Here is a 25,961-nt window from a genome sequence, read left to right as displayed (position 1 = left end):
CGTTGCCGTGGTGTCAGCCGAGGACGGCCGGCTTGAGTACGTCCTGACACCACTGGCGGAAGCTGGTGGGCGTGCTGGACTCGGCCGTGCGGGGCACGGCGTTGTCGAGCCCGGCGTCCTTGGCCAGCGCCATGTCGAGCAGTCCCTGCGCCATGGCGTCGGAGTTTCCGGCCGTCATCATCCGGGCCTTGAAGTCCGCCCCCGGGAGCTGCTGGAAACGGACCGGGCGCTCAAGCACCTCGGACATGATCCGTGCCATGTCGTCGAAGGACAGGTCCTGCGGCCCGAGCACCGGAACCTCCTCGACGCCGCTCCACGTGTCGTCCAGGAGCAGGCGCGCAGCGACGGCGGCGATGTCGCTCACGGCGCAGGTGGGCATGGGGCGGTCGCCGGAGATGGGCGAGGTGAACAGGCCCTGGTTCTTGATCAGTTGGGCCTGCCAGAGTGTGTTGTCCATGAAGGAGGGCATGGTCAGCGCCCGGTAACCCACACCGGTGCCGGCCAGCAGATCGTCCATGGCGAGGGACGCGGTGACGTACCCGGCGTGATCGGCCATGGGGGTGCCGCGGCCGAGAGCGGAGACGGCGACGACACGCTGGACGCTCCCGGCGGCGAGCGTCCGGGCCGCCGGCCGGCTGAAGTCCACGTACGCGGCGTGCACGCTCTCCGAGCGGGGATCGGCCGGCACCAGCCAGAAGAGGCTGTCCGCTCCGGCGAACGCCTTCGCGACCACGTCCGGGTCGCTGTGCGAGCCCGTGACGATCTCCACACGCTCCCGCACCGCGGCGGGCAGGCGGGAGGGGTCACGCACGATCACGCGGACCGGCGCGTCGGCGGCCAGCAGACGGTCGACGGTCTGCCGGCCGATCCGGCTGGTGGGGGCGGTGACAACGATCACGGTGACTCCTGATGAGGTGGGGGGAAACACGGATGGGGCCACCACGTGACGCGGCACGGGCGAGGCGGCCCGACCACCGGTGGCCGTTCTCCAGTCAACCGGCCGGGCCGGTGATCCAGAAGGACCGATCACCGCGCCACTGATACCGTAGCGGTATGAATAGCCTTGACCTGGAGGTCAGGCAGCTGCGCTACTTCGTGGCCGTCGCCGAGGAACTGCACTTCGGACGGGCGGCGGAGCGACTCCGCATGGCCCAGCCACCACTGTCCCGGGCCATCCGGGAACTGGAACGACAACTCGGCGTGACCCTCATGGAGCGCACCACACGGCGGGTCTCCCTCACCCCGGCCGGGAAGGTCATGCTGCGCGACGCCCGCACGGCACTCGACGCGGTCGCCGCAGCCGCCCGGCGCGCCCGGCACGCCGGGCGGCTCGATCCCGGACTGCGGCTGGCACTGAAGGCCGACTACGACGGCGGACTGCTGCCGCAGGTCGTCGCCGCCTACCAGGAGCAGCCGGGCGCCCTCCCGCTGGAACTCGTGCTCGGGGGCCGCGGCGAACAGGCACCGGCGCTGCGCGACGGCCGCGCGGACATCGCGCTGGTGCCCGAGCCGTTCGATCACCACGGCCTGGACGTGGAGCCGCTGCTGACCGAGCCCCGCCTGCTGGCCCTCGCGGCGAACGACCCACTGGCCGCGCACCCCGGCCCTCATCTGGCCGACCTGGCCGGCCGGGTCCTGCCCGACGGTCGCCCCGCCGACCAGGAGCACCTCCTGCCGGCCACCGGGACCCCGCCCCGGCAGCTCGACCTCGCCCAGATCTTCAACCTGATCGAACTGGGCAACATCGTCTGGTTCCCCCCGGAGTCGATCGTGCGGCGCCACCCGAGGCCCGGCATCGCCTACCGCACCATCGACGATCTGCCCCCGCTGAGGCTTTCCCTGGCCTGGCCGGCGGAGTCCCGCTCCGCCGCCGTATCCACCTTCGTCCGCACCGCACTCGACATCGCGGCTCGCTACGCCCCGGTGCACATGAGCGGCCCTGCACCCGACAACCCAGAGGGGTGACCAGTCCCACCGGCGGTGGTGATCCCGGCGATTCGCCCCGCTTTCTCAGATGTCGCGGAAGAGACCAGCCAACGCCGTGACCTGCGATGTCTGGCCGTCGCAGGTCGTTGACCTGTATGAATGCCCTTTCGGTTGTTTCACGCTCGTGCTGGCTGATGCGGCCGGAAGTCCCAGGAAAGTCCCAGAGAACTCCCACGGGCAGGCGCCACTCTTTCGGCTCTGTACAGGGCATGCGAGTGCGCTGTGGGTTGGTGATCGTGGATCGACGGTCTGACCCGAATGAACGGCAACGCGCACTGCTCGAACGGCTCGCAGCCGGTGAGGAGTATCCCGCAGCGTGGGCGCCGGGGGATTGGCGGTCGGCTTATGCATTGCGTGATCGAGGGTTGCTGAGGATCAGTCGGGGCGGCGGGGAAGCGCTCGTGGAGGTCACCGAGGATGGTCGCTACTTCCTTCGCCATGGTGATCGCCCAGAGGAGCCGAAGTCGGCTGAAGGGGGCGACCATGCGGCATCCGCTGGACCTGCTGGGCGCAGGCGTAACTCCGTGTCCTACGCCGAACGGCCCGTCGCTCGTGCACGACGAGCCAAGGCGACCGAGTTGGTCGAGCGGCTGCTCACCGAGGGGCGTGTTCTAGGAGTACTCGATCCTGTCCGGGCTGCTGGACAGGGCCAACCGCTGGAGAAGCGGCCGGACCCCGCGCTCGCGCGAGTCTCCGAGAGGCACCGCCCGTTCCTGGGCCGGGCCAGCCAGCAGCGTCCGGTCCGCCGGGTCGTGCGCGTCAAGACCGTGCAGCGGGTTCCGCGACTGCTCTCCGACGATCAGGTTCAAGCCCTGCTGGCACAGCTCCGCTGCCTGCGCGACAAGGCGATCGTTCTGCTGATGCTCCACGGCGACCTGCGGCCGGGCGAGGTTCTCGGCCTGCACCTGGACGAGCTGGCCTACGGCCGGCGGCGGGTGGTGGTCCGGCACCGTGACGACCATCCCAAGGACGCCCAGTCGAAGTCCCGCCATGAACGGGTCGTCGACTTGCACGAGGCGGAGACCCTCGCGGCGGTCAGCGCCTACGTGATGGGCGAGCGCCCTGCCGAGGCCGACAGCCGACTGGTCTTCCAGATCGGCGGCCGCGGTACCCGGCGCTTGGAGGCGCTGAGCTACGACGGGCTGGTGCGGATGTTCTCCCGCGTCTGCACCTGGGCCGGGATCCGCGAGCCGTGGGTGACCCCGCACGCTCTACGGCACACTCACGCGACCAGCATGTGGGAGGGAGGCATGCGGGAACTGACGCTCCAGAAGCGAAGCGACTTGGCCATGCCTCTCCGGAGTCGACACGCATCTATACCCGGGTCTCTGATCCGGTGGTGACGGCTCGCCCGAGGCGCGAAGCGCCGAGTTGCTCTGAGCGGAACGGTGGTTCATGAGATACGGCCTTCGACTCCTGGTGCCGGTGGATTGGCTTCGTGGGTCAGGGCTGGCAAGTGGGAGTTGGCGAGCTGGCTGGGGTCGGGAGCAGCATCGGCCATCAGGGGCCACAGCCGAGCTACATCGAGGAGTTGGGGCAGGTCGCCGATGTCAAAGCCGGGAAGCTGGCTGGGGCTGGACGAAGGCATTGCGGCAAGTTTGGCGCGTCGTGCTTGCCCCAGAGCGCCAGCGAGCGTGGCCGCCATGTGGCGATCACCTGGAACACCAGTGCGTTGGGCGTGCTGACGCGCATGATCGTAGGCCCCTGGATGTACGTACAGTCGGAGATCCAACAGCGCGTCATAGATTTCGATGGTCTGGCGGTGGGCTTGAAGCGCCAGCGAGGTGGACGGCCACAGCACTTCCTGAATCCGGGTTCGCCGTGGCTGGACCAGTGCTACATCAGGTACGGCTTCCAACAGATCCTTGAGGCTATGTACGTCTGCAGCTCGGTCAACAGCACGTCCGCGCTCCAGGACGCCTCGCCAATGGACGTTCGGATCCCGCCCGGGGCTCCGGACGGGTGAACGGCTGTCCCAACTCACCTGTCGGGACAGCCAGTCCCTCTGCTTAGTTCCCGATGTGCTCCGTACTCACATCGATCAGCATGACCGGATAATGATCAGTGCTGATCACCAGTCACATGATCTGAGGCTGCAGTACTGGGCTCTTAGGCACCTGGCACTATTGAATTGCGGGGCTCGTGCCCGAAATCTTGTCGTGCACTACTGCGATGTTACCTGCCGACCCGTCCGTGTTTGGCCGTAGCCGATAGATACTGCCGGTGAACCGACGTGACCGTTATGACATTCGGAGCAACGGAGTGTCAGTCAGTAGGCGACAACTCCAGACTACTTCGCTGCCCCGATGCTGCCTGGAACGGTAGCGGCAACATGCTCAACCCTGTCGGCGAGGCCATACTCGACTGCTTCTTCGGCGGAGAACCACCTGTCGCGGTCTGAATCCCGCTTAATCTCCTCGATGGTCCGTCCGGTGTGCTGAGCTGTGATGTCAATCATGCGCTTTTTGACACGAATGAGCCGCTCGGCGTGAATCTTGATGTCGCTGGCAGAGCCGCCGAGTCCGGCGGACGGCTGATGCATGAGGATTTCCGCATGTGGCAGAACGATCCGCTTACCTGGAGTACCCGCAGTCAGGAGGAATTGGCCCATCGAGGCTGCGGTCCCCATGGCTACGGTTACTACATCGTTTTCGATGTAGTTCATGGTGTCGTAGATGGCCATTCCCGCGGTGACGGACCCACCCGGCGAGTTGATATACAGGCTGATGTCGCGAGAGGAATCTCCTGCCAACAGAAGCAGTTGCGAGCAAATCGCATTACTTCCGGCGTCATCAACCTCTCGACCAAGCATAATGATACGCTCGTCCATGAGGCGATGCATTACCTGGTCGTTCAGGTTCCATCGCGATGCGCCGAGGGTGCGACCCGTCAGTTCCCTGGTTTCCTTCACTGCAACTCCTATTGTTCTGCTACTCGCGGCCGGTGGTGGGTACTGCGACTTTGATTTATCGGAGGTCGGTATGCTTGATTCCGTCCTCTGGGAAATCTGCTTGGCGTGGTAGGGAAGTATTCAGGAGAGGAGGTCATTGACATCTCGATTGATGGGCCACGTGGTTGGGAAATCCCAAGGGAGAGCGCAAGTTGTAGCTGTGCTGGGTCCATCGGGGGTTGGTTCAAGGAAATTGACCGCCTCCAAGGTCGCCGATTCAAGCCATGGAGACTTCCGTAACGGCGTGAAAAAAATGACGGCTGCAGCAAGGCGAGCGGCTGCGACGGGAAAATTAATAAGGAAGGTATATCCTTGCCGCGCGTGTTCCAGCGTGAATCCCTCAACCGTGGGGCCCGCAAGGGGCCGGAGAGAAATTACATCAGCGGACACGCGGGTATCTGCAAGGCGCTCCGAACCTAGCAAGTCGCAGGCGCAAGCCGACGTGGTAGTCAGCAGAAATGTGGAGTCGGCTTCAGTGTGGGGGCAGGTAGCCACAATTTGAGCCTGCATGTACGCGTTTTTGATGCAAAGTGACCCAAGATTGAAAGTCGCGAGCATCGCGGATAATGCGCATTTCCGGATGTATCGGTCTGGATCATTTCGGATGGCCCGTGATGGGCCTGTCCGGGTCGCTAATGATTTCGCCGACCATCCATGGTTGGCGCTGCTGGCATGTAAGTCCGCGCCCACGCATGGTGACGTTGTATCATCTGGTACGCCAGTCAACCTGAGGAAGCTCGACATGCCAACAACCTGCCAGCGCCGTAGATGAGGAGCTGGATTGGTCACACGCTTACCTCCTGTACGGCGTACGTTGCACCCTACAGCGATGTCTCATGGCATGCAAGAGTCTCCATTGTCAACTGCCGTTCAGATTCACCTCTGTTCATCCGGGCGAAGGGGACATTGCTGAGCTCTTCCCCTTACTGCGGAGTAGAAATGCGCCTACGTGGAGTAGTGGGCCTTGAGCTCGATGGTCTTCCAAGGATAAGGCGGGCAAGGGACGGTCGACGTGTTCTTCGCTCCGCGCGAACAAGGCGGGGGTGCCATGGCCATGCTCACGGCCACGACGTACGGCTACCACATCAAGAAGGCGTGCCCGCGAGCTCTTTCAGCGTAGCCACTGAGCCTTTTCCATCTTGATCAGGTGGTGAGTTCGAGGGCGACGACGGCACGGACGACGGCGGTGATCCGGGTGGTGCTGCAGCGGAGCTTCCGCAGGAGCCGCCAGCATTTGAGGGTGGCCATGGCGCGTTCGCCGAGGCTGCGGATCTTGGCGTGATCGCGGTTGTGACGCCGGCGCCAGCCGCGCAGATTCTTGCCCCGGAACGGGACGCGGACAGCAGGGCCTGCACCCTGATACGCCTTGTCCGCCCAGCACTTGATGTCGTCGGCAGCGAGACCGGCGGGAATGCCGTGGGTCCGGGCCGCGGTCAGGTCGTGCACGGCTCCGGGCAGCGCGTCCGAGGCCCAGGTCAGACGGCCGGCTGGATCCGCGAGGGCCTGCACGTTCATCCCGTGGTGCTTCTTCTTCCCCGAGTAGTACGGCTGGTCGGCGGCAACGCGGTCGATCGGCAGCACGGTGCCGTCGAGGATCACGTACGCCTTCTTCCGCACGGTCTGCATCGCCTGCTCCAGCGTGGGCGCCAGAGCGGCCAGGAGATCGACGGCCTCGCGTATATACCGGTAGACCGTCGCGACCCCGACGCGGAAACCCGCTGCGAGGCGAGCGCAGGTGTCGCCGCAGCGCAGGTGGGCCAGGACGGGCAGGGCCTGCCGACCGCAGGTCAGGCGACGCCACCGGGAGCCGGTCCGACGGCGGTGACCTGCGAGGAGACCGGAGAGGTGTTGCAGGGCTCGGCTGGACAGATCGATACCGGACGGGTAGACAAGCACGCGAAAGCTCCTGGCGGACTGGTGATCTTGGTCGTGAACCCGTCTACCAGGAGCTTTCTTCCTGCCCGCCGCCGGGGTCATCCGCCCAACCTCCCGTCAGGTTGGAAACGGCTCAATGTCGAATACTTCTGCTTCCAGTGCGGGACGCAGCACGGCCCCCTTGGTTCGTGCGACAGTTGCGGGAACCCTGTTGCAGTGAACGATGGCTTCTCGCTTTGTAGTTCATGTAGGGACGCAAAGATCGACCGGTTCTGATGCTGTGAGTGTGCAGCCTTCAGCCGAGGCTGTGGACCGATAGAGCGAAGCGCTCCGCCCTGCGGTGCTCGTGGGGCGGAGCGCATGGGTAAGCCACAGACCAGCGGCCGTTCCTTGGTTCAGCTGGTGCCAAGGTGGAACTTGCTGAGGCCCCGGAGTTGATTTGGGGTCTCAGCCTATGGCGATACCCAGGTCATTCAGATTTTTGCTCGTAGGCAAGGACGATGCGGCTGTCCTCCTTGAGGATGTCGTGCCCTGTGGGCAGGTCGTCGAGGAGCGTGTCTGCCGGGTGGATCGTCATGCGAGGCACGGCGGTACGTTCGGCGCTCCAAGTGGAGATGTGGGCGACCAGGCTGCGGGCCAGAACTGGCCCGTCGGGGCCATAACCGGCCGCCCCGAGCCGCGCGGGCCGCACGGGATCGGCGTTGTCGCGTTCGGCGATCAGGTAGGCGAGGGAGTTGCCGGACACAAGGGCGGGGCTGCGCCCGGGAATCGCGGGGCGCCGTACGCCGTCCTCCAGGGCCAGCCCGGTGACTTCGATGCGGCAGACAGTGTCATCGGAGGCGGTGGAGCGTAGCCAGATCCCGTCGAACGTCTCCTGGCTGCCAACGTGGGCGTCCGACCACAGTTCGGTGAGCGGCGTGGAGAAAACGTCCCCGAGGAGATCGGGGTCAACGGGCTGGTCCCGGTCATGGTGGAGGCGGACAGTGCCGTTGGCCAGCTCGATGGTCCGCCCTCCTTCCTGGCCGATGATGGGAACGAATCCGCACAGCTCCATGTCGTCGGAGACGAGCGTGTTGCCGTGGCGGGTCAGCGCGACGGAGCGGGTCTGCCCGCGCCAGCGCAGCGGGAGCACGAGTCGGCCACCGTCGTCGAGCTGCTGCCACCAGGTGGCAGGTACGTCCCAGACGCCCACCGTCGCAACGATCCGGTCGTAAGGAGCGTGCTCGGGTGCTCCCTTCAGGCCGTCGCGTTCCATCACCCTGACGTGCTCGTAGCCCGCCCGGTTCAGCGCATCGCGGGCGTGCAGGGCGACATCGGAGTCAATGTCGATCGTGGTGACCCGCCCGTCTGGTCCGACGAGTTCGGCGAGGAGCGCGGCGTTGTAGCCGGTGCCGGCGCCGATCTCCAGGACGTGGTCACCGGGCTGCACGTCGAGCTGGGCGAGCATCATCGCGACGGTGGTCGGCACGGAAGCGCAGGAGAGAGGGAGAGGCCCGTTGGGGTTCTCCTTGATCGAGACAGCCCTGTCCGCGTACGCCTCGGCCGGGTCGAGCCCTGGTAGGTGCAGTTCGCGGCGGACCGTGCGAAGAGCAAGCTCGACCGCGGACGGCAGTGGCCTCTCAGCAATGATCTCGTCGACGAGCTGGTTGCGCAGGTCGTCGACGGCGGGGGTGTTGTTCACAGAGATCTCTTTCAGTTGAGAAGGAGGCAGGTCTCCCACCCTGGCGCAACGGAGCGGGCGGGGTTGAGGGTGTGCAGCGTGAGCAGGATGCCGTCGGACCCGGTAAGGAGTCCGGCGGAATCGGGTAGCGCGTGCTGTGCCAGGTGGGTGGCAAAGCGGGACCGCAGGGACGGCAGAAGGCGGGAGAGCGCGCTCCCGGGAGTGGTTTCGGCCGCGGCCCGGTCAACAGTGAGACAGAGTCCCGCCCAGCCGTGGCACACCGTCGCGTCGGTGATACGCGCCAGCTGCTCGGGGTCGGCGGCACATGATGTGAGGATGTCTTCGGCGTGACGCTGGGTGTCCGTGCGGTCGCAGGCGAGCGCGGCGAGTTGAAGCGCGCGGGCGACCCCCGGGGTGCCATAGCACCATGAGGGCCTGCCCGGGTGTGCCAGTGGTCGCGGTCCGCTGAGCCAACTGTCCAGGGTGACGGTCTCCGGCCAGGCGGCACCACCGCCCGGAAGGCATTGCGCCCATTCCTCCAGAAGGCTGCAAGCGTGTTCCAAGGTTTCGCGCTGGCCTTGCACCGTGTGTCCCGCACGGGCGCACAGGGCGAGGAGCGCGATGGGCCCGGTGATTATCTTGGGTGCTTGTAAGCATCTCTGGCACATGAGGCATGTAGGTTGAGAACCAACGTGCCTCACAGATATCATCGGGGTTCAAGTGACGTATGGCGCTGTAAGTCCGCTCCCTCCGCCGTTCCGTTCGGAGAGGGCGCTGTCTCCCGCCGACGGCTCCCCTATGTGGGTCGTGGTGGACGCCGCCTATGAGTTGCACCAGTACTCGTCGGCGTACCTGGCTTCCCTCCGCAGTGCGGAGGACGCGTCGGTGAACACCGAGCGGACCTACGCCGGCCGCATTGCCCTGTACCTCTGCTACTGCGTGGATCAGGGCATCGACTGGGCTGCCCCTTCGATGCGGCAGCTTGCTGGCTTCCTGAACTGGCTGGTGGATGAGCCGCTGCCGCCCAGGGGCCGTGGGGTACGCGTGGAGCCCAAGTACCGGTCCAAGGGCACTGCCAACGCCATCGTCGGTACGGTGTTCCGCTTCCTTCGGTACTGCACACTGCTCGATGACAGTCCAGTGTCCGCTGACCTGGCCACGAAGTTGTACGAGCCGAAGCAGCTGCGGTACGCGCCGCCCGGGTACGACCGGGGCGAGGAGGGCCAGTTCTCCACCGTCAACGTCAAGACGATCAAGTTCAAGATCGTGGTCCCCGGCTACGAGTACCTGACGGATGACGAGATCCGGCAGGTGCTGGACTACACGGTGCACGTCCGCGACCGCCTGCTGGTCGCGCTCTTGGCTGTCACCGGCATCCGCATCGGCGAGGCCCTGGGACTGCGCCGGGAGGACATGCATCTGCTGTCCAGTTCCAAGCTGCTGGGCTGCCCGGTCGCCGGGCCGCACATCCATGTCCGGCGCCGGCAGAACGCCAACGGGGCCCTGGCCAAGACCCGAAAGCCCCGCTGGATCCCGGTGGGTGAGGACATCGCCGGTCTGTATGCGGACTACCAGTGGGAACGCGACCGCGTGCCGGAAGCGGCTGACTGCGACATGGTGTTCGTCAACCTCTTCGCCGCGCCGCTCGGGCAGCCGATGAAGTACCCCAGCACCTACGAGCTGTTCCAGCGCCTGGCGAAGAAGGCCGGGTTCACCGCCCGCCCCCACATGCTCCGCCACTCCGCCATCACCCGCTGGCGCCGCGAGGGCAAGCCCGACTACCTGATCATGGATATGGCCGGGCACGTGTCGCGGCAGTCCATGGACCAGTACACGCACGCCAGCGACCAGGAGAAGCGCGACGCCGTGAACCACGTCGCCACCCGCGGAAAGGCTCGCCCGTGACCGTCGCCGTCGTTCCGGCCCAGCCCCGGAAACTGGACCGCCGTCCCGACGACGCCCAGATCCTTGCCGAGTGGACCGAGTGGCTCCGTGGACAACTCAACCCCGCGTGGCGGCCCGGCGAATGGAACGCGGACCTGCTGCTGTTCGTCGGCGACCCGCACAATCCGCGGACCAGTGTCTCGCTCTGCCGGATCGCCGGCTGCGGGGCGACCATGATGAATCCGGGCTATTGCAAGCCCTGCCGCGACGCCTACCGCGAGAGCGGCATGACCAGGGAGGAGTTCGAGGCCACCTACACACGGAAGTTCCGTCGCGTCGCCGCGCATCGCCGTCTCGCCACTTGTGCGGTATCCGCGTGTCCCAGGGACGCGTTCTCCCTGGAACTGTGCCTGACCCACTACCGCGGATGGGCGAAGGCCAAGAAACGGTCCGGATCCGACATGGCGGCGTGGGTGGCGCGACAGAAGCCGCTGAGCGCCGCAGATGGGTGCCGGGTTCCGGGACGCTCAAGGGAAAAGTCGCAGAACAACGGCCTGTGTCGCACACACCACAGGAAGTGGCGGCTCCAGGTCGACCCGGCCGACCTCGTCGGAGACGGGAGCGCTCCTGTCGCACGGTGGGCCGAGCGTCAGTCGCCGTTTCTGGCCGCCCACATGTTCTCGCTCGCTCCGCTGTCTGCGGTGGCGCGGCTGGAGATGCTCTACGTTCTCCAGCAGCGTGACGCGCGCGGGCAGAACCTCTCTCCCCAGGCGGTACGGGGCATCGTCGGCTTGCTGGCCGGCCTGCCGAGCATCGCTCTGGCAGGAGATGCGTTCCCGGATCCCTCCCAAGCGGGCTACGAGGGGACCGTGTCGCTCCTGGGTGGAGTGCGGTGGGACATCACGACCGGCTTCGACCAGTTCCGGGGGGTTGATCCTGCCCGCAAACTGGTCTGGGATCTACGGACCGTCAGCCAGGCAATCCCCTCCTTGAAGAAGACGCAGAGCGCTCTTCGCAATCCCAGCTCCCTCGACTTCGGCGAGGTCCGGCAGGGATGGCTGCGGGAGCTGGTGATGCACTGGGCCCGCACCACGAATCCGAACAGTAAGGAGCTCCGTGAGTACCACTGGGCGTGTGTCATCGCCTCACGGGCTCTGGAACTGCGGCCTGGTGGCGGTGACGATCCGAGCAAGCTCCAGTTCTCGGACGTGACCGCCGTCGTCGACGCGTTCCGGACGGCCCGGGGCCGGCGGGGCAACGTCTACGCATCCACCGCCCTGATCAAGAGGGCGGCCGAGTTCTTCGACCTCCTGGACTTCGGACGCCGCGAGGGGGTGCTGGACGATCTGTCCTCGCGCTTTGTCCGTCATCCGGACCATCACACGATCAAGAGAGTCGACGAGAACGACGAGGAGATCGGCAAGGCGATCCCCGAACTCGTGATCCGCCAGCTTGACCAGCACGTCCACCTGCTGGGCAAGGACTTCCCCTACGGGGAGCTTCCTCCCGAGGCCGTCAACGCGATGCTTCGCACGGCATATGTGGTCCTGCGGGACACCGGCCGGCGCCCCGCCGAGGTCGCCGGACTCGACCTGGGCTGCCTGGAGTTCGACAACGGCGAGTACCAGCTGGTCTGGCACAACATGAAAGGTCGGCGACGGCGACGGCGCCTGCCGGTCCACCAGCAGACCGTGGGCGCCATCAAGGACTGGCAGGAGATCCGAGCCGGGCTGGACCTGCCGGACAACAGCGCGGAGCATCTCTTCCCGGCCATCACCAATCGCTACCATCACCTCGACACGGGATACCTCTCGCGGTTCATCCGGTCGTGGGCCGACTCGATTCCGGTGCTGGACTCCGAGGAACTAGGGCGTGAGGGCACACCGTTGCCGTTCGACCGGACCAAGATCTTCCCCCACGCCTTCCGGCACACTTTCTGCCAGCGCTACGCGGACGCTGGAGTCCCCCTTCACGTCCTGCAAGCGCTCATGGACCACAGATCGGCAGACACCACGGCCGCGTACTACCAGGTGTCGAAGAAGATGAAGCGCGAGGCGGTGGACACCCTGCGGGTCCTCGCGATCGACCGGCAGGGCAACTCCGCGCCCATGGGCTCGGCGACAGCCTACGAGGTGCGGTCGGTCGCCGTGCCCTGGGGCAACTGCGTCGAGCCGTCCAACGTGAAGGCCGGAGGCAATGCCTGCCCGATCCGCTTCCAGTGCTCCGGTTGCGGCTCCTACCGCCCCGACCCGTCGCACCTGCCCGCCATCGAAGACCAGGTCCGCAGCTTGAAGGCCAATCTGGAGCTGGCCCGCGCGATGGGCGCGGCCGACTACACGATCAAGGGCATGGAAGGCGAGATCGCGGACTACCTGAACGTGATCAAGAAGATGAAGACGAAGATGGAGTCCATGCCCGACGAGGAACGCCACGAGGTCGAAGAGGCCAGCAAGATCTTGCGGCGCCTGCGCGCAGGCGCCGCCGGCTCCGGGCCGGTCGCCCTGCCCATGCCCGTCGTCCGCCCTGCCGACGAGGCCGGGGCGTGACCGCCAAGCGCACCCCCGCCGACGTGCTCCGCGAGGCCAGGAAGAAGGACAGTCTGGCCAAACGGGCGAAAGTCCTCGCCGTCGTGGACGACATGAAGGCCAAGGGCGAGCCGATCACGTTCCTCGGCGTCGCCAAGGCCGCCCAGGTGTCGAACTGGCTCGTCTATGCCGAGGGCGTGCGCGAGCACATCGAGGCCGCCCGCAAGAGTCAAGCCCGCAGCAAGACCCGGGAACAGACGACCGGTGCCGTCGCCAGCCCGGCGAGCATGGCGACCGACCTGGAACTGGCTCGCGCCGAACTCCGGGCACTGCGGGAGGAGCGAGACCGGCTCAAGGCCGCCGTTCGGCGCGGCCTTGGACAGCAAGTCGGACAAGCAGGCCACGCTGAACTCGTCTCCCGCATCAACGAACTCACCGCGGTCAACCAGGCACTTACCGACAAGCTGACCCGCGCCGAAGCCGACCGGGACGGCCTGCAGTCCGCGCTCACCGAGGCCCAGGACGACCTGATCTCCGCCCGACAGGCCCTGCGGAACATGATGCGCGATCAAAACCGCCCAGGCGAATGACCGTGCCCTGCAAGCCGCCCGTCCCGCCATGCCCACCGGACCGGACACCGCCCCCACTTCGGAGAACTCCCTGACCACCAGGCAATCCCCGCTGGTCGAAGATCCAGGTCGCCGATCGGCGGGGCGGCGACTCGGGCACATCAGGATGCGAGTTGGTCCAGTTCCTCGCCGATCGCCTCTCGCAGAACATCGTGCCGTGAGCCGAGCGCATACCGCTCGTCGCTCCACTGCTCGCGCGGATACAGCCACACCGGCCCGCCCACAAGATCGGTCGGCTCCCACTCGAACCGCGGCCACACATGCGCATGCAGGAACGGCTCCGTGTTTCCCAGGATCTCCAAATTGACCCTCCGGAACCTTGGATCCAACCGCTTGCAGGCACGTTCGACGGCCTCGCCCAGTCTGTCCATGTCGGACAGGAACGCCAGCCGCTTGCCCCTGGGAAGTCCCGACAGACGCTGCACCGCAGCATCGTCCACGAGGAGCACCGAGTACCCCGGCAGGAACTGAACGTCCCCGATCACTGCGAATCCCGCTTCCAACCTCCGCAGCACCGTGGGATTCTCGCCCCGCAGCGCGCTGCCGATCCGGTCCTTCCGCCAGCCATCACTCATGATCGGCGACTCTACCCATCGCTGATCAGCCAACCGGGTCACGGCACCAGCCAAGTCCTACCCCTCAGCAGCGGCAACGTCTTGGGAACACAGCACAACGTGACTTACGTGCCTGCTACCGATAGAGCGTTGTGATCTGCTGAGGGCCTTGACAACCCTAGATAACGGTGACGCCGTGCGCCGTGCCGAAGTTGCCATGCCCGTCCGGCCAGGCGGAATCGGGTTGGCCGCCAGGGCTTTCCGAAGTCCACCAGCCCGGCACCTGTTCACCGTGGACGATGACGGGCTGCTGGAAGAGCTGCATCAAGTAGTGCAGGACGCCCTCGAGCAAGTCGGGGCGGGTCCCGCGGCGCAGGAGATACGCGCCGAGCCCGGTCAGACCACCGATCAGGTCGTACTCCCGCATGCGCGGCGGCAGACCGGAATCCATGCGGTGGTGGGCGTCCGAGAGCCGCGTGGTCACGAGCGTGGCGAGCGCATCGTCCAGGCCGTCGAGTGCGGAATTGTAGGCGCGGTGGCGCGCTGTGTGCAGCGCGTAGGCCACGGCAGGTGCCCCGCGGTACAGGCTCGCGCTCGCGGGATGCGCGGCGGCCGGCTGCCCGGCCATAGTTCGCGCAGCGGCGTGTACTCCTTCCCACTTGCCGCTGTCCTGGGCGAGAGCAGCTTGGTACATGACGGTTCCGGCGAGTCCTCGGCCCAAGTCATGTGTGAGGTCGTTCACTTGCTTGCCGCCCGTACCTGAAACGAGCGGCATGCCTGCCGGGCCGCATGTCGGCAAGCGGCCTCGGCTTCACGGTCCGGGCCCATCACTCGGTTGTGGTGCATGTGCAGCAGCGACTCCAGCACCGGAGCAGTCTGCTCGTCGGCGAGGTGGGTCCGGTAAACGGCCAGAGCCGCGCGGCGCCGCTCGTACGCGTCGGCGAGCCGGGATGTCCAGCCAGGGTGTTGCGGCAGGGCGTCGGTGTGGGCGCGCTGGAGCGTCTCGCGGGTGATGTCGAGCAGACCCCTGCCGCGGGCGGGAGTGGTGGCCATCCAGCGTGTGCCGTCTTCCTCGCCCATGAGCCCGCGGGCAATGTCGATCATGCCGAGTGCACATAGGACTCGTCGGTCCACACTCGCCAGGTCAGTGAGCGCGTACCGGGCGGTGTCGCTGTCGGCGACGAACACGTTCTCGGCGGCTTCCAGAACGGACCCGGTACCGTAGCGGCCGAATTCGGGCCGGTAGCCATCGAGAACTAGCCGGGAGGCGAGTGCGTCACCTTGCAGGTGTTCGACCCAGCGCGCGATGGCCTGCGTCACCGCGGCATGCCCGTCCGGGCCGTGCGTGGCGATCCGCACTCGCAGGTGATCCTCTTCCTGCGGGGTGCGGTAGCGGACGAACCAGCTGTCAAGGCCGCCGAGTTCATCGAGGAGACTGGGGAGGCGGCGGGTGATGATCTGGTCCATGGCCGTCGGGTGCGTGAACAGTTTGGCCTGTACCCAGCGCTGCCGCCCGTCGCCGGGGTTCGGCAGCATCCGGTTGGTGACGACAGGGGCAGTCGCCACGTCGGGGTGGGGCAGAGGCGGCCGGGTGGAGGTGAGGGGCAGGGCGATCTCGTGCGCGTGCCCGATCCAGCCGAGATCGCGCTCGTCCGGGGCTTCGAGTAGATCAGCGTCGCCGTGGCGCTGAAGGTGGGCGTGCAACAGCCGCGCATGCAATGGCTCGACCAGGTCCAGGAGCAGGGTGCGGTCGTCGTCGCGCAGCTCCAAGTACTGCGGGCACCTCCAGGTCCGCGCCCACTCCGCCAGGGCCTCGTGCCAGGAGGGCCGGAAGGACCCGGTGGGCAGATCAGAGGTCGTGAGATGCCAGCGAGCCGGGGACAGAATGGCCTTGCGGTAGCGCACACGGGGCAGATACGGCATCCCGGCCGCGAGCGGTCCCCAGTCGAATTGCGTCCATGCCGTCGCGAACCCGCGCCCCAGGAGCGCGAGAAACCGGGCGATCGGCGGGGCCTGCTTCTCCAGGGCGAGGGGGTGCAGGACGACCGGCTCGACCACGCGGCGCTGCGAAAGGCTGACCAGGTACAGACGCGTGCTGGTGGACAGTACGGCGAGATCGTCGAGCGGAATGAGGTTGGCGGCCGGGGCCCGGTGCTCGTCGACCGGGATCACATACGGCAAGAAGGCGGGGGTGCGCGCCACGTTCTCGGCGTGCGGATAGACCGGAGTGAAGGAGAGCTGAGCCGACAGCGCGCCGTCGACCAGAGTGGGCAGCCCTTTGTACGCGTCGGCGAGACCGCTGTCCCGGAGAGTGGCGGCGAACCGGCCGGTGAGAGTTCCAGTGCTCCAGGCGGGGCGGACGGACACAGTGAACTCGCCACGATCCACGGCCTGAAGAGTCGGCGCGTACACCCGCACGCCCATCTCTACGTGAGCAGCGGTCGCCGCGTCGTCGAGCGCCGGGCCAGTGCACAGCTCATCGAGATCCGCGTCCGTGAGGCGGATCTCCGGGGCGCCGCTGACCCCTGCCTGCCACGCCTTGGCCATAAGCAGCTCGTCGCGCGGGAGGATCTTCGTAGGCCGTTCCTCCCACAGGGACGTCGGGAAATCGGCAGGCAGCCCGACCCCGGCGGCAAGGTCCGCGGCATCGCGAACGGGCACCAGACAGCCAGCGCCGTACCGTTCCCAGAAAAGGCTGTGGTACGCGGCCCACACAGGTTTCTCGCCCTGGTTCCGGGTCAAGCGCAGCAGCGCGTTGGCGGCGTGCTCGGCCTCCTCCAGGACTGGTCCAGGGACGCGTACGGTGGCGTTGAGACGCAGGTCCACGCTGAGCCGCACTCGGCCTTGATCGGTGATGCTGCTCATGCGCTTCTCGGCCGTACCCCGAAGTTCCTGCGCCGCTGCCTGGCTATCAGCCTCATCGTGTTCGATGAGGAGCTGGTGCACGTCGACCAGCTCGTCGAGACAGCCGACGGTTCCGGAATCCAGTTGGGCCGTGAGAGGCCGGAGGGTGCTCAGGATGTGGCCGAGGGGATCATGCTCGGTCATGGGAGCTGCCAGGCCACTGGTAAGAATGCCCGCCTCCAAAGCGCCGGTGAGAAGCCGTGAAGCCTGCTCCGTGGTGGCACCCAGCGTGACGAGCCGGTCAGTGACCTCCTGGCATGGAATGGGGAGGGCGGCCATCTCAAGAATCGCAGCGAGCGGCCGGGTTACGCGGACGCTCGCGGTACGGCCTCCGGGAAGCGGCATCTCCAGCATGTCACCGCGCCGCACGGTCAAGTCACTGCCCTGGAGGGTCAGATGGGGCAGAACGTCGCGGCGGCACTGGAGGTTCCGGCGAACGTAGTCGAGCCACAGGGTGTCAGGGCGGGCGACGGGGCGGTGCTCGGTACCGATCTGCACGAGGGCAGGGCCGCACTCCGCACCGACCACTCCGGCAAACAGACCGAAAGGCGTGGGGCGTCCAGCAGCTCGCAGGAGATAGCGGGCGGTCGCCATTGTCGCCTTGCGCACCCGCCTGTGTGAGAACGTCGTGGTCGTCGAGGGCCTGGGCGACGGTAGCGGCGAGCTGCGGAGAGGCGACGCATACCGCCTCGGCGAAGGCGGGATCGGCCCAGATACCGCTCAGCCACCGGAGACAGTCGACAGAGTCGTCCACCGATGGCCATCGAGTGTGCTGGGCATTCAGAGGGAGCACAGCGGCCCGCAGGAGGAGCACGCTGCCGCGCTGGAGAAGACTGGTCCGCGTCATCGTTGGTCCTGTTCTGCTGGCCCTGTGCCGGGCGGGGGACGTGCCCAGCCCGGCACAGGCTTCGGCGTGGAGGTCAGCTGATGCAGGAGGAAGCGCAGGAGGACTTGCACCCGTCGCTTGTGTCGCAGTTGCTGACCACCGGCCGCGGCGAGTCGGTGATGGAGATGTCGAACTGCCACTCGTCGTCAGGGATCGGCGTCGTCTCGGTCGTCGGGATGGCCATCCCAGTACCTCCGAAGTAGTGATCGGTACCATCCGCGCTACGCGGACGTGGGGAGCGCGGGACCCCCGCATTCGGCTGCCACTTGGGCTGTGCAGCCGAATGCGCGGACACCGCGGGCTAACTGTTCGCCGCGTGCCGTACCGCGCTCACAGTCCGGGTGCCAAGGCGAAGCGCTCCGGCATGACGTGGACAAATGCCTGCGGGGCTGCGGCCCGTAGGCGCTGGTGAAGCAGTCCACCGCGTGCGGCCGGCACCGACACGGGTACGACAAACTCGGCCCAGACCTTCTTGCCGTGGCACGTCGGCTCCCAGCCGTGCCGTGCGGAAAGGAACTCCACGAGGACCAGGCCGCGCCCCCCTTCGTCGTCCTCCGTGGTGATCTGACGACTGGGCGGCTCGGGGCTGCTGTCGTGGACGACCAGGAGCAGCCGGTCTTCATCGAGGTAGAGGCCGATGGTGATCAAGCCCTCGGCGTGGACCACGGCGTTCGTGATCAGTTCCGAGGCGACGAGCTTGACCGCGTTCAGGCTGTCCTCGCCGAGTGGTACACCCCACGCATGAATCTGCGTCATGACACGGTCTCTTGCGAAGGCGACAGCGGACGGGGCACCGGCTACGGCAATCCGGGCTCGGCGGGTCATGAGGACTGCTCCTCTGCAATTGGAATGGCGGCCCCGTCCCTGACGGGGGACACGGGGACCGAGCCGCCGGTCTGTCGGCGCAGCCCGAGGCTGTTGTTCCCGAGGAGGGCGCAGAGCTGATGCGTCCCCACCCCGAATCCTGGGCGACTGGTGATCAGTCAACGGCACCTCCTCGTAGTAGGGAGACTCCAAGGGGTGACTCCAACATGGAGTCAGGGGTGTGTGCGCGGTCGTAGCATCGGAGGACACGAGCCGGGGGAGCCGCCGATGAGTCGTCAGCCACCAGATCCGCGCGATGTCGTTGCCGGACTGCTTGGCGATGAACGACTGCTCAATGCCTGCGCCGCGCGGGACTTGGGAGTCGTGTTCCGACTGCTCAATGCGCGAGGTGTCAGTACGCGTCGGATCGCTGCGGCCGTGGACATCACCCAAGGGCGGCTCTACGACTACATGAACGGCAAGAGCCGGGTCGAAAAGCTGGCCCTGTTCGAGCAGATCGCGGACGCGTTCCACATCCCTGGTCGCCTGCTCGGGCTTGCCCGCCGCGCCTGGGAACCCGCTGCGGCCGAACCGACCAAGCACGAGCCGGAGTTGCCGCCGGACGGTGACGACCTGGCGGCCATGGATGCCTTCCGCTCGGCAGACCGGCAGACCGGTGGAGGACGTCTGTACGGCGCTGTCGTACGGCATCTCGCGGACCGAGTTGCCCCGCGTCTGGTCGACACCGGGAGTGGCTCACAAGTATTCGCCGTCGCTGCGGCCTTGACGGAGATGGCCGGGTGGATGGCCCATGACTCCGGTCAAGACGATCTCGCCGCCCGCCATTTCAGCCGAGCTTTGCCGCTGGCCCGCACCTCCGGGGACTTACCGCTTGCCGCGAACGTCGCCGCGAGCAACAGCCACCTCGCCCTTCAGACGGGTGACACAGCGGGTGCCGCCCGCTGGGCTCAGACCGGGCTCGACCTCGCCGGCCGTGGTCCGCGGATTCCCTCGCTCACTGCACGGCTCCAAACGATGCAGGCCCGAGCTTTGGCCGCAGGGGCACAGCGCACGCCAGCGATGCGCGCTCTCGAAGCGGCCCATGACATGCCCGATGGATCTGCGGATGCCGCTCATCCCTGGCTGAGTCCCTTTGACGCCGCTGCCCTCGCGAGTGAATCCGCACTGATCCTGCGCGACCTGGAGCAGCATGATCAGGCGCTTACGCAGGCCGAGCAGGCGGTGACACTTCGGGAGTCGGGGCGAACCAGGTCCCTTGCACTGAGCCGCATTGTCCTTGTGGACATCCATGTCCGGCGTGGAGACCTCGATGCCGCGGTGAGCATCGGCCACGAGTTGCTCAGCACGAGCCCAACGCTCGGATCGATCCGTGTTGTGCACCAGCTTGACGACCTGCGTCGTCTCCTGGACCGCCACAAGGGCTACGGTCCACTGCGGGAGTACCTGGCGAGATTCGATGACGCCCGCAGGGCCAGAATGCTGCTACTGGCCGACATCATCACGCCAAGGGGAGGCACCCCCACATGAGGCCCACACCCGCCGACCCGGAAGCATGGAATGCCTATCTCGCCGAGGGCAACGCCACGCAGGCCCGCAAGCGTGTCGCGGCCGATGTGCTGCTGCGCGACGCGGCTGGACGCGTGCTCCTGGTGAACCCGACGTACAAACCGGGCTGGGATCTGCCCGGGGGAATGGCCGAAGCGAACGAACCGCCGGAGAGGGCGGTGACGCGGGAGCTGGGTGAAGAGCTGGGGTTGGACATCACCTTGCGCGGGCTCCTGGTGGTCGATTGGGTTGCCCCGCACGGGCCTTGGGACGATCAAATAGCCTTCATCTTCGACGGCGGCACGCTGGACGCCCGTCAGGCGCAGGGGATGCGCCCTCACGACGAAGAGCTGTCTGAGGCTGCGTTCGTTGCTCCGGACAAGGCGCGGGAGTTGTTGAGGGAACGGCTACGGAACCGACTCGACGCCGCGATCAGGAGCTTGGACGAAGGGCGGCCGGTGTATCTGCATGACGGCGGTCCAGCCTGGTAGGGGGTCGCGGATTGGCTGTACGTGTCGCGCTGACAGTCAAGCGAAATTAGCACAGAGAGTTGCTAGCCTGGAGAGCCTTCATGGCTCTGACCTGGGAACACATCGAGGCCCCGCTACTCTCCGTAAAGAGTGACGGGGTCTCGGTCGCGCGAAAATCGTCCCTGACGCACCGTCAGCAATCCTTGATCATCTTGCACATCGACTGCACAAGATGCCGGAAACTACGGGAAGCCGAGGGAAGGTGCCGGAGGGTGTTTTCCCAGGTCAACGGGCAAGTTCAGCGGCTATCGCCGCATGTGGCAATTTTGACGATTTGCGCTGTTTCTCAAATGTCCCGGAAGATCTCGATCTGCGCCCCGATCGAGTTCAGCCGCTCGGCCAGGTCCTCGTAGCCGCGGTTGATGACGTACACGTTGCGCAGTACCGACGTGCCCTCGGCGGCCATCATGGCCAGGAGGACCACCACGGCGGGGCGCAGGGCCGGGGGGCACATCATTTCGGCGGCGCGCCAGCGGGTGGGGCCCTCGACCAGGACGCGGTGGGGGTCCAGGAGTTGGAGGCGGCCGCCCAGGCGGTTGAGGTCGGTCAGATAGATGGCGCGGTTGTCGTAGACCCAGTCGTGGATGAGGGTCTGGCCCTGGGCGGAGGCGGCGATGGCCGCGAAGAACGGGACGTTGTCGATGTTCAGACCCGGGAACGGCATCGGGTGGATCTTGTCGATCGGCGCCTCCAGCTTGGAGGGGCGCACGGTCAGGTCCACCAGGCGCGTGCGGCCGTTGTCCGCGAAGTACTCCGGCGTGCGGTCGTGGTCGAGGCCCATCTCCTCCAGGACCGCCAGCTCGATCTCCAGGAACTCGATCGGGACGCGGCGGACCGTCAGTTCGGACTCCGTCACCACGGCGGCGGCCAGCAGGCTCATCGCCTCCACCGGGTCCTCGGAGGGGGAGTAGTCCACGTCGGCGTCGATGACCGGCATGCCGTGCACGGTGAGGGTGGTGGTGCCGATGCCCTCGACCCGGACGCCGAGCGCCTCGAGGAAGAAGCACAGGTCCTGGACCATGTAGTTCGAGGAGGCATTGCGGATGACGGTCACGCCGTCGTGGCGGGCGGCGGCGAGGAGCGCGTTCTCCGTGACCGTGTCGCCCCGCTCGGTCAGCACGATCGGGCGGTCCGGGCGCACCTGACGGTCGACCACCGCGTGGTAGTGGCCCTCGGTCGCGGCGACCTCCAGGCCGAACCGGCGCAGCGCGATCATGTGCGGCTCGATGGTCCGGGTGCCGAGGTCGCAGCCACCGGCGTAGGGCAGCCTGAAGCGGTCCATGCGGTGCAGCAGCGGGCCGAGGAACATGATGATGGAGCGGGTGCGGACGGCGGCCTCCGCGTCGATGGCCTCCATGTCCAGCTCGGTCGGCGGCGCGATCTCCAGGTCGGTGCCGTCGTTGATCCAGCGGGTGCGTACGCCGATGGAGTTGAGCACCTCCAGGAGGCGGTAGACCTCCTCGATGCGGGCGACCCGGCGCAGCACCGTGCGCCCCTTGTTGAGCAGCGAGGCGCACAGCAGGGCCACGCAGGCGTTCTTGCTGGTCTTGACGTCGATGGCACCGGAGAGGCGACGGCCGCCGACCACGCGCAGGTGCATCGGACCCGCGTACCCCAGGGAGACGATCTCGCTGTCCAGTGCCTCGCCGATGCGGGCGATCATCTCAAGGCTGATGTTCTGGTTGCCGCGCTCGATGCGGTTGACGGCACTCTGACTGGTGCCGAGCGCCTCCGCGAGTTGTGACTGCGTCCAGCCGCGGTGCTGCCGGGCGTCACGGATGAGCCTGCCGATGCGTACGAGGTAGTCGTCTGCCATGAGGTTGAGGCTATCTCAGATATGAGATCGCGCCTCTCGGGGGGTCCATTCGGGTGGCGCGACGTCAGAAGACGCCTGGTGAGGCCTCAGTGGCGCTTGCCCGTGCTGGTGCGGCGCCAGCCGAAGGGGCCGGGCAGGTCCATCGACGTCGTACGGCGTCCGGTGCTGCTGCGGGTGTGGCGCGGGCCGTTGCGGCCACCGGTGGTGAGGGACCACGAACGTTTGTTGATGTTCAGCCGTACTCCGGGGAGGATGCGGAAACTCTTGCGGAACGTGAGGGGCATCGTGCCTCCTTCCGAGTCGTGCCGGTTGCTCCCGGCACACATCGGATACCCCCGTTCGGCGTACTGATGGCGGCATGGGTCACCCGGGGGTGGGGCGCACGCCACACCGCGCCCGGACATGACCGGGCCGCCCCCATGTACTAGAGTTATCTCGACATCGAGATATCTGCCGAGGCGCACCGCAGCCGCCACCCTGGTAAGGGTTACCTAACTTAGCCCCACCTTAGCGGATTGGCCAGGGCGGCGTGGCGGCAGGATGCGGTGGTACGCGCACATGAATGAAGGAGACTGTCGTGTCGGCGAACAGCTTCGACGCCCGCAGCACGCTGCAGGTGGGCGACGAGTCGTACGAGATCTTCCGGCTGGACAAGGTCGAGGGCTCCGCGCGCCTTCCCTACAGCCTGAAGGTGCTGCTGGAGAACCTGCTCCGTACCGAGGACGGCGCGAACATCACCGCCGACCACATCCGCGCCCTCGGGGGCTGGGACTCGCAGGCCCAGCCGTCGCAGGAGATCCAGTTCACGCCGGCCCGCGTGATCATGCAGGACTTCACCGGCGTGCCCTGCGTCGTCGACCTCGCCACCATGCGTGAGGCCGTCAAGGAGCTGGGCGGCGACGCGGCGAAGATCAACCCGCTGGCGCCGGCCGAACTGGTCATCGACCACTCCGTCATCGCCGACAAGTTCGGCACCAACGAGGCGTTCAAACAGAACGTCGACCTGGAGTACGGCCGCAACAGGGAGCGCTACCAGTTCCTGCGCTGGGGCCAGACCGCCTTCGACGAGTTCAAGGTCGTCCCGCCCGGCACCGGCATCGTCCACCAGGTGAACATCGAGCACCTGGCCCGCGTCGTCATGATCCGTGACGGCAAGGCCTACCCCGACACCCTGGTCGGCACCGACTCGCACACCACCATGGTCAACGGCCTCGGCGTCCTCGGCTGGGGCGTCGGCGGCATCGAGGCCGAGGCCGCGATGCTCGGCCAGCCGGTGTCCATGCTGATCCCGCGCGTCGTCGGCTTCAAGCTGACCGGCGAGCTGACGCCCGGCACCACCGCCACCGACCTGGTGCTGACGATCACCGAGATGCTGCGCAAGCACGGCGTCGTTGGCAAGTTCGTCGAGTTCTACGGCGAGGGCGTCGCCGCCACGTCGCTGGCCAACCGCGCCACCATCGGCAACATGTCGCCGGAGTTCGGCTCCACCGCCGCGATCTTCCCGATCGACGACGAGACGCTGAACTACCTGCGCCTGACCGGCCGCAGCGGCCAGCAGGTCGCGCTCGTCGAGGCCTACGCCAAGGAGCAGGGCCTCTGGCTGGACCCGAAGGCCGAGCCGGACTTCTCCGAGAAGCTGGAACTCGACCTGTCGACGGTCGTGCCCTCCATCGCCGGCCCGAAGCGCCCGCAGGACCGCATCGTTCTCGCCGACGCGAAGACCCAGTTCACCCAGGACGTGCGCAACTACGTCAAGGACGGCGGCGACGTCGACGAGGCCAGCAAGGAGTCCTTCCCGGCCTCCGACTCGCCGGCCATCTCCAACGGCGCCCCCTCCCACAAGGTGAAGGTCACCGCCCCCGACGGCACGGAGTACGAGCTGGACCACGGCGCGGTCACCGTCGCCGCCATCACCTCGTGCACCAACACCTCCAACCCGTACGTCATGGTCGCCGCCGCGCTGGTGGCCAAGAAGGCGGTGGAGAAGGGCCTGACCCGCAAGCCGTGGGTCAAGACCACCCTCGCCCCGGGCTCCAAGGTCGTCACCGACTACTTCGACAAGGCGGGCCTGACCCCGTACCTCGACAAGGTCGGCTTCAACCTCGTCGGCTACGGCTGCACCACCTGCATCGGCAACTCCGGTCCGCTGCCCGACGAGGTCTCCAGGGCCGTCAACGAGCACGACCTCGCCGTCACCTCCGTGCTCTCCGGCAACCGCAACTTCGAGGGCCGGATCAACCCGGACGTCAAGATGAACTACCTGGCGTCCCCGCCGCTGGTGGTCGCCTACGCGCTGGCCGGCTCCATGAAGGTGGACATCACCCGCGAGGCCCTCGGGTACGACCAGGACAACAACCCGGTCTTCCTGCGGGACATCTGGCCCGCCGAGTCCGAGGTCAACGACGTCGTCGCCAACGCCATCGGCGAGGACATGTTCTCCAAGTCCTACAGCGACGTCTTCGCCGGCGACGCCCAGTGGCAGGCGCTGCCGATCCCGACCGGTGACACCTTCGAGTGGGACGCCGAGTCCACCTACGTGCGCAAGCCCCCGTACTTCGAGGGCATGGGCATGGAGCCGGCCCCCGTCGAGGACATCTCCGGCGCCCGTGTGCTCGCCAAGCTGGGCGACTCGGTCACCACCGACCACATCTCCCCGGCCGGCGCCATCAAGGCCGACACCCCGGCCGGCAAGTACCTCACGGAGCACGGCATCGAGCGCCGCGACTTCAACAGCTACGGCTCGCGCCGCGGCAACCACGAGGTCATGATCCGCGGCACGTTCGCCAACATCCGCCTGCGCAACCAGATCGCGCCGGGCACCGAGGGCGGCTACACCCGCGACTTCACCCGGTCCGCCGAAGGTGCTCCGGTGTCGTTCATCTACGACGCCTCCCGCAACTACATCGAGCAGGGCATCCCGCTCGTCGTCCTGGCCGGCAAGGAGTACGGCTCCGGCTCGTCCCGCGACTGGGCCGCCAAGGGCACCGCGCTCCTCGGCGTCAAGGCCGTCATCGCCGAGTCGTACGAGCGCATCCACCGCTCGAACCTCATCGGCATGGGCGTCCTGCCGCTGCAGTTCCCGGAGGGCCACACCGCCGAGTCCCTCGGCCTGACCGGCGAGGAGTCCTTCTCCGTCTCCGGCGTCACCGCGCTCAACGACGGCACCACGCCGCGCACGGTGAAGGTCACCACCGACACCGGTGTCGAGTTCGACGCGGTCGTCCGCATCGACACCCCCGGTGAGGCGGACTACTACCGCAACGGCGGCATCCTGCAGTACGTGCTGCGCAGCCTGATTCGCAAGTAGGCGGTACGGCACGGCGGTTCAGGGCCGCATCCCCGGCGACCGGGGGTGCGGCCCTCGCCGTGCCCTTGCCGCGCCCCCGCCGCGT

Annotated in this window: 21 protein-coding genes; 8 read left to right on the top strand and 13 right to left on the bottom strand. The window is 67.0% G+C overall.

From position 1 onward, the window contains the following. Positions 1–13 precede the first annotated feature (13 nt). Positions 14–898, bottom strand: a complete 885-nt coding sequence (locus tag AC4IHM_RS06830; RefSeq protein WP_490866196.1) for an NAD(P)H-binding protein — start codon at positions 896–898, stop codon at positions 14–16. Positions 899–1,053: 155 nt separating this feature from the next. On the opposite strand from AC4IHM_RS06830, the gene AC4IHM_RS06825 reads away from it, so the two are divergent. Continuing rightward, positions 1,054–1,965, top strand: a complete 912-nt coding sequence (locus tag AC4IHM_RS06825; RefSeq protein WP_490866195.1) for a LysR family transcriptional regulator — start codon at positions 1,054–1,056, stop codon at positions 1,963–1,965. A 545-nt stretch (positions 1,966–2,510) separates the two neighbouring features. Next, positions 2,511–3,329, top strand: coding sequence for a tyrosine-type recombinase/integrase (locus AC4IHM_RS06820; protein ID WP_490866194.1), 819 nt, complete (start codon positions 2,511–2,513; stop codon positions 3,327–3,329). Positions 3,330–3,379: 50 nt separating this feature from the next. Here the strand turns inward: AC4IHM_RS06820 and AC4IHM_RS06815 are convergent, their stop codons facing one another. The 5 genes from AC4IHM_RS06815 to AC4IHM_RS06795 form a co-directional block, all read right to left on the bottom strand. Further along, on the bottom strand, positions 3,380–3,970 hold the full coding sequence (locus AC4IHM_RS06815) for a DUF6545 domain-containing protein (RefSeq protein ID WP_490866193.1): 591 nt from the start codon (positions 3,968–3,970) through the stop codon (positions 3,380–3,382). A 306-nt stretch (positions 3,971–4,276) separates the two neighbouring features. Continuing rightward, positions 4,277–4,897 (bottom strand): ATP-dependent Clp protease proteolytic subunit, encoded by a 621-nt coding sequence (locus AC4IHM_RS06810; protein ID WP_490866192.1) that lies wholly within the window; start codon positions 4,895–4,897, stop codon positions 4,277–4,279. 1,182 nt (positions 4,898–6,079) lie between these two features. Beyond that, the gene (locus AC4IHM_RS06805) at positions 6,080–6,832 is read right to left on the bottom strand and encodes a transposase family protein (protein WP_490866191.1); all 753 of its coding nucleotides are present in this window, start codon (positions 6,830–6,832) and stop codon (positions 6,080–6,082) included. A 448-nt stretch (positions 6,833–7,280) separates the two neighbouring features. Then, complete coding sequence (gene fxlM / locus AC4IHM_RS06800; RefSeq protein ID WP_490866190.1) at positions 7,281–8,492, bottom strand: methyltransferase, FxLD system; 1,212 nt, start codon at positions 8,490–8,492, stop codon at positions 7,281–7,283. Between the two features lie 11 nt (positions 8,493–8,503). After that, entirely contained in the window at positions 8,504–9,139 is a 636-nt protein-coding gene (locus AC4IHM_RS06795) for a lanthionine synthetase LanC family protein (RefSeq protein ID WP_490866189.1), read from the bottom strand. A 130-nt stretch (positions 9,140–9,269) separates the two neighbouring features. Between AC4IHM_RS06795 and AC4IHM_RS06790 the strand changes: the two genes are divergently transcribed. From AC4IHM_RS06790 to AC4IHM_RS06780, 3 genes are read left to right on the top strand one after another with little or no spacing between them, the layout of a single operon-like run. Beyond that, positions 9,270–10,376 (top strand): tyrosine-type recombinase/integrase, encoded by a 1,107-nt coding sequence (locus tag AC4IHM_RS06790; protein WP_490866188.1) that lies wholly within the window; start codon positions 9,270–9,272, stop codon positions 10,374–10,376. Continuing rightward, a complete protein-coding gene (locus AC4IHM_RS06785; protein WP_490866187.1) occupies positions 10,373–12,901 on the top strand; it encodes a tyrosine-type recombinase/integrase in 2,529 nt (842 codons plus the stop codon). Before AC4IHM_RS06790 ends, AC4IHM_RS06785 begins: the two co-directional genes overlap by 4 nt. Beyond that, positions 12,898–13,470: a DUF6262 family protein gene (locus AC4IHM_RS06780; RefSeq protein WP_490866186.1), complete on the top strand. Its 573-nt coding sequence runs from the start codon at positions 12,898–12,900 to the stop codon at positions 13,468–13,470. The genes AC4IHM_RS06785 and AC4IHM_RS06780 overlap by 4 nt, the downstream gene beginning before the upstream one ends. A 140-nt stretch (positions 13,471–13,610) precedes the next feature. On the opposite strand, the gene AC4IHM_RS06775 is transcribed toward AC4IHM_RS06780, so the two are convergent. From AC4IHM_RS06775 to AC4IHM_RS06755, 5 genes are all read right to left on the bottom strand, one after another. Further along, the gene (locus AC4IHM_RS06775) at positions 13,611–14,084 is read right to left on the bottom strand and encodes an HIT family protein (protein ID WP_490866185.1); all 474 of its coding nucleotides are present in this window, start codon (positions 14,082–14,084) and stop codon (positions 13,611–13,613) included. Between the two features lie 157 nt (positions 14,085–14,241). Next, positions 14,242–14,838 (bottom strand): lanthionine synthetase LanC family protein, encoded by a 597-nt coding sequence (locus AC4IHM_RS06770; RefSeq protein ID WP_490866184.1) that lies wholly within the window; start codon positions 14,836–14,838, stop codon positions 14,242–14,244. Then, entirely contained in the window at positions 14,802–17,576 is a 2,775-nt protein-coding gene (locus AC4IHM_RS06765; protein ID WP_490866183.1) for a lantibiotic dehydratase, read from the bottom strand. Before AC4IHM_RS06765 ends, AC4IHM_RS06770 begins: the two co-directional genes overlap by 37 nt. 311 nt (positions 17,577–17,887) lie before the next feature. Next, positions 17,888–18,037: an FxLD family lanthipeptide gene (fxlA, locus tag AC4IHM_RS06760; protein WP_490866182.1), complete on the bottom strand. Its 150-nt coding sequence runs from the start codon at positions 18,035–18,037 to the stop codon at positions 17,888–17,890. A 146-nt stretch (positions 18,038–18,183) separates the two neighbouring features. Continuing rightward, entirely contained in the window at positions 18,184–18,609 is a 426-nt protein-coding gene (locus AC4IHM_RS06755; protein ID WP_490866181.1) for an ATP-binding protein, read from the bottom strand. Positions 18,610–18,945: 336 nt separating this feature from the next. On the opposite strand from AC4IHM_RS06755, the gene AC4IHM_RS06750 reads away from it, so the two are divergent. Continuing rightward, positions 18,946–20,205, top strand: a complete 1,260-nt coding sequence (locus tag AC4IHM_RS06750) for a helix-turn-helix domain-containing protein (protein WP_490866180.1) — start codon at positions 18,946–18,948, stop codon at positions 20,203–20,205. Beyond that, positions 20,202–20,714, top strand: coding sequence for an NUDIX domain-containing protein (locus tag AC4IHM_RS06745; RefSeq protein ID WP_490866179.1), 513 nt, complete (start codon positions 20,202–20,204; stop codon positions 20,712–20,714). Before AC4IHM_RS06750 ends, AC4IHM_RS06745 begins: the two co-directional genes overlap by 4 nt. 325 nt (positions 20,715–21,039) lie before the next feature. On the opposite strand, the gene AC4IHM_RS06740 is transcribed toward AC4IHM_RS06745, so the two are convergent. Both AC4IHM_RS06740 and AC4IHM_RS06735 read right to left on the bottom strand, forming a co-directional pair. Next, a complete protein-coding gene (locus AC4IHM_RS06740; RefSeq protein ID WP_490866178.1) occupies positions 21,040–22,569 on the bottom strand; it encodes a helix-turn-helix domain-containing protein in 1,530 nt (509 codons plus the stop codon). Positions 22,570–22,655: 86 nt separating this feature from the next. Beyond that, complete coding sequence (locus AC4IHM_RS06735; RefSeq protein WP_490866177.1) at positions 22,656–22,853, bottom strand: DUF4236 domain-containing protein; 198 nt, start codon at positions 22,851–22,853, stop codon at positions 22,656–22,658. Between the two features lie 293 nt (positions 22,854–23,146). On the opposite strand from AC4IHM_RS06735, the gene acnA reads away from it, so the two are divergent. After that, positions 23,147–25,876: an aconitate hydratase AcnA gene (acnA, locus tag AC4IHM_RS06730; protein ID WP_490866176.1), complete on the top strand. Its 2,730-nt coding sequence runs from the start codon at positions 23,147–23,149 to the stop codon at positions 25,874–25,876. Positions 25,877–25,961 lie beyond the last annotated feature (85 nt).

The sequence above is a fragment of the Streptomyces sp. SL06 genome (assembly GCF_058244745.1).
The sequence above is the reverse complement of the archived record's forward strand: the minus strand, read 5'-3'. Positions and strand labels throughout refer to the sequence as shown.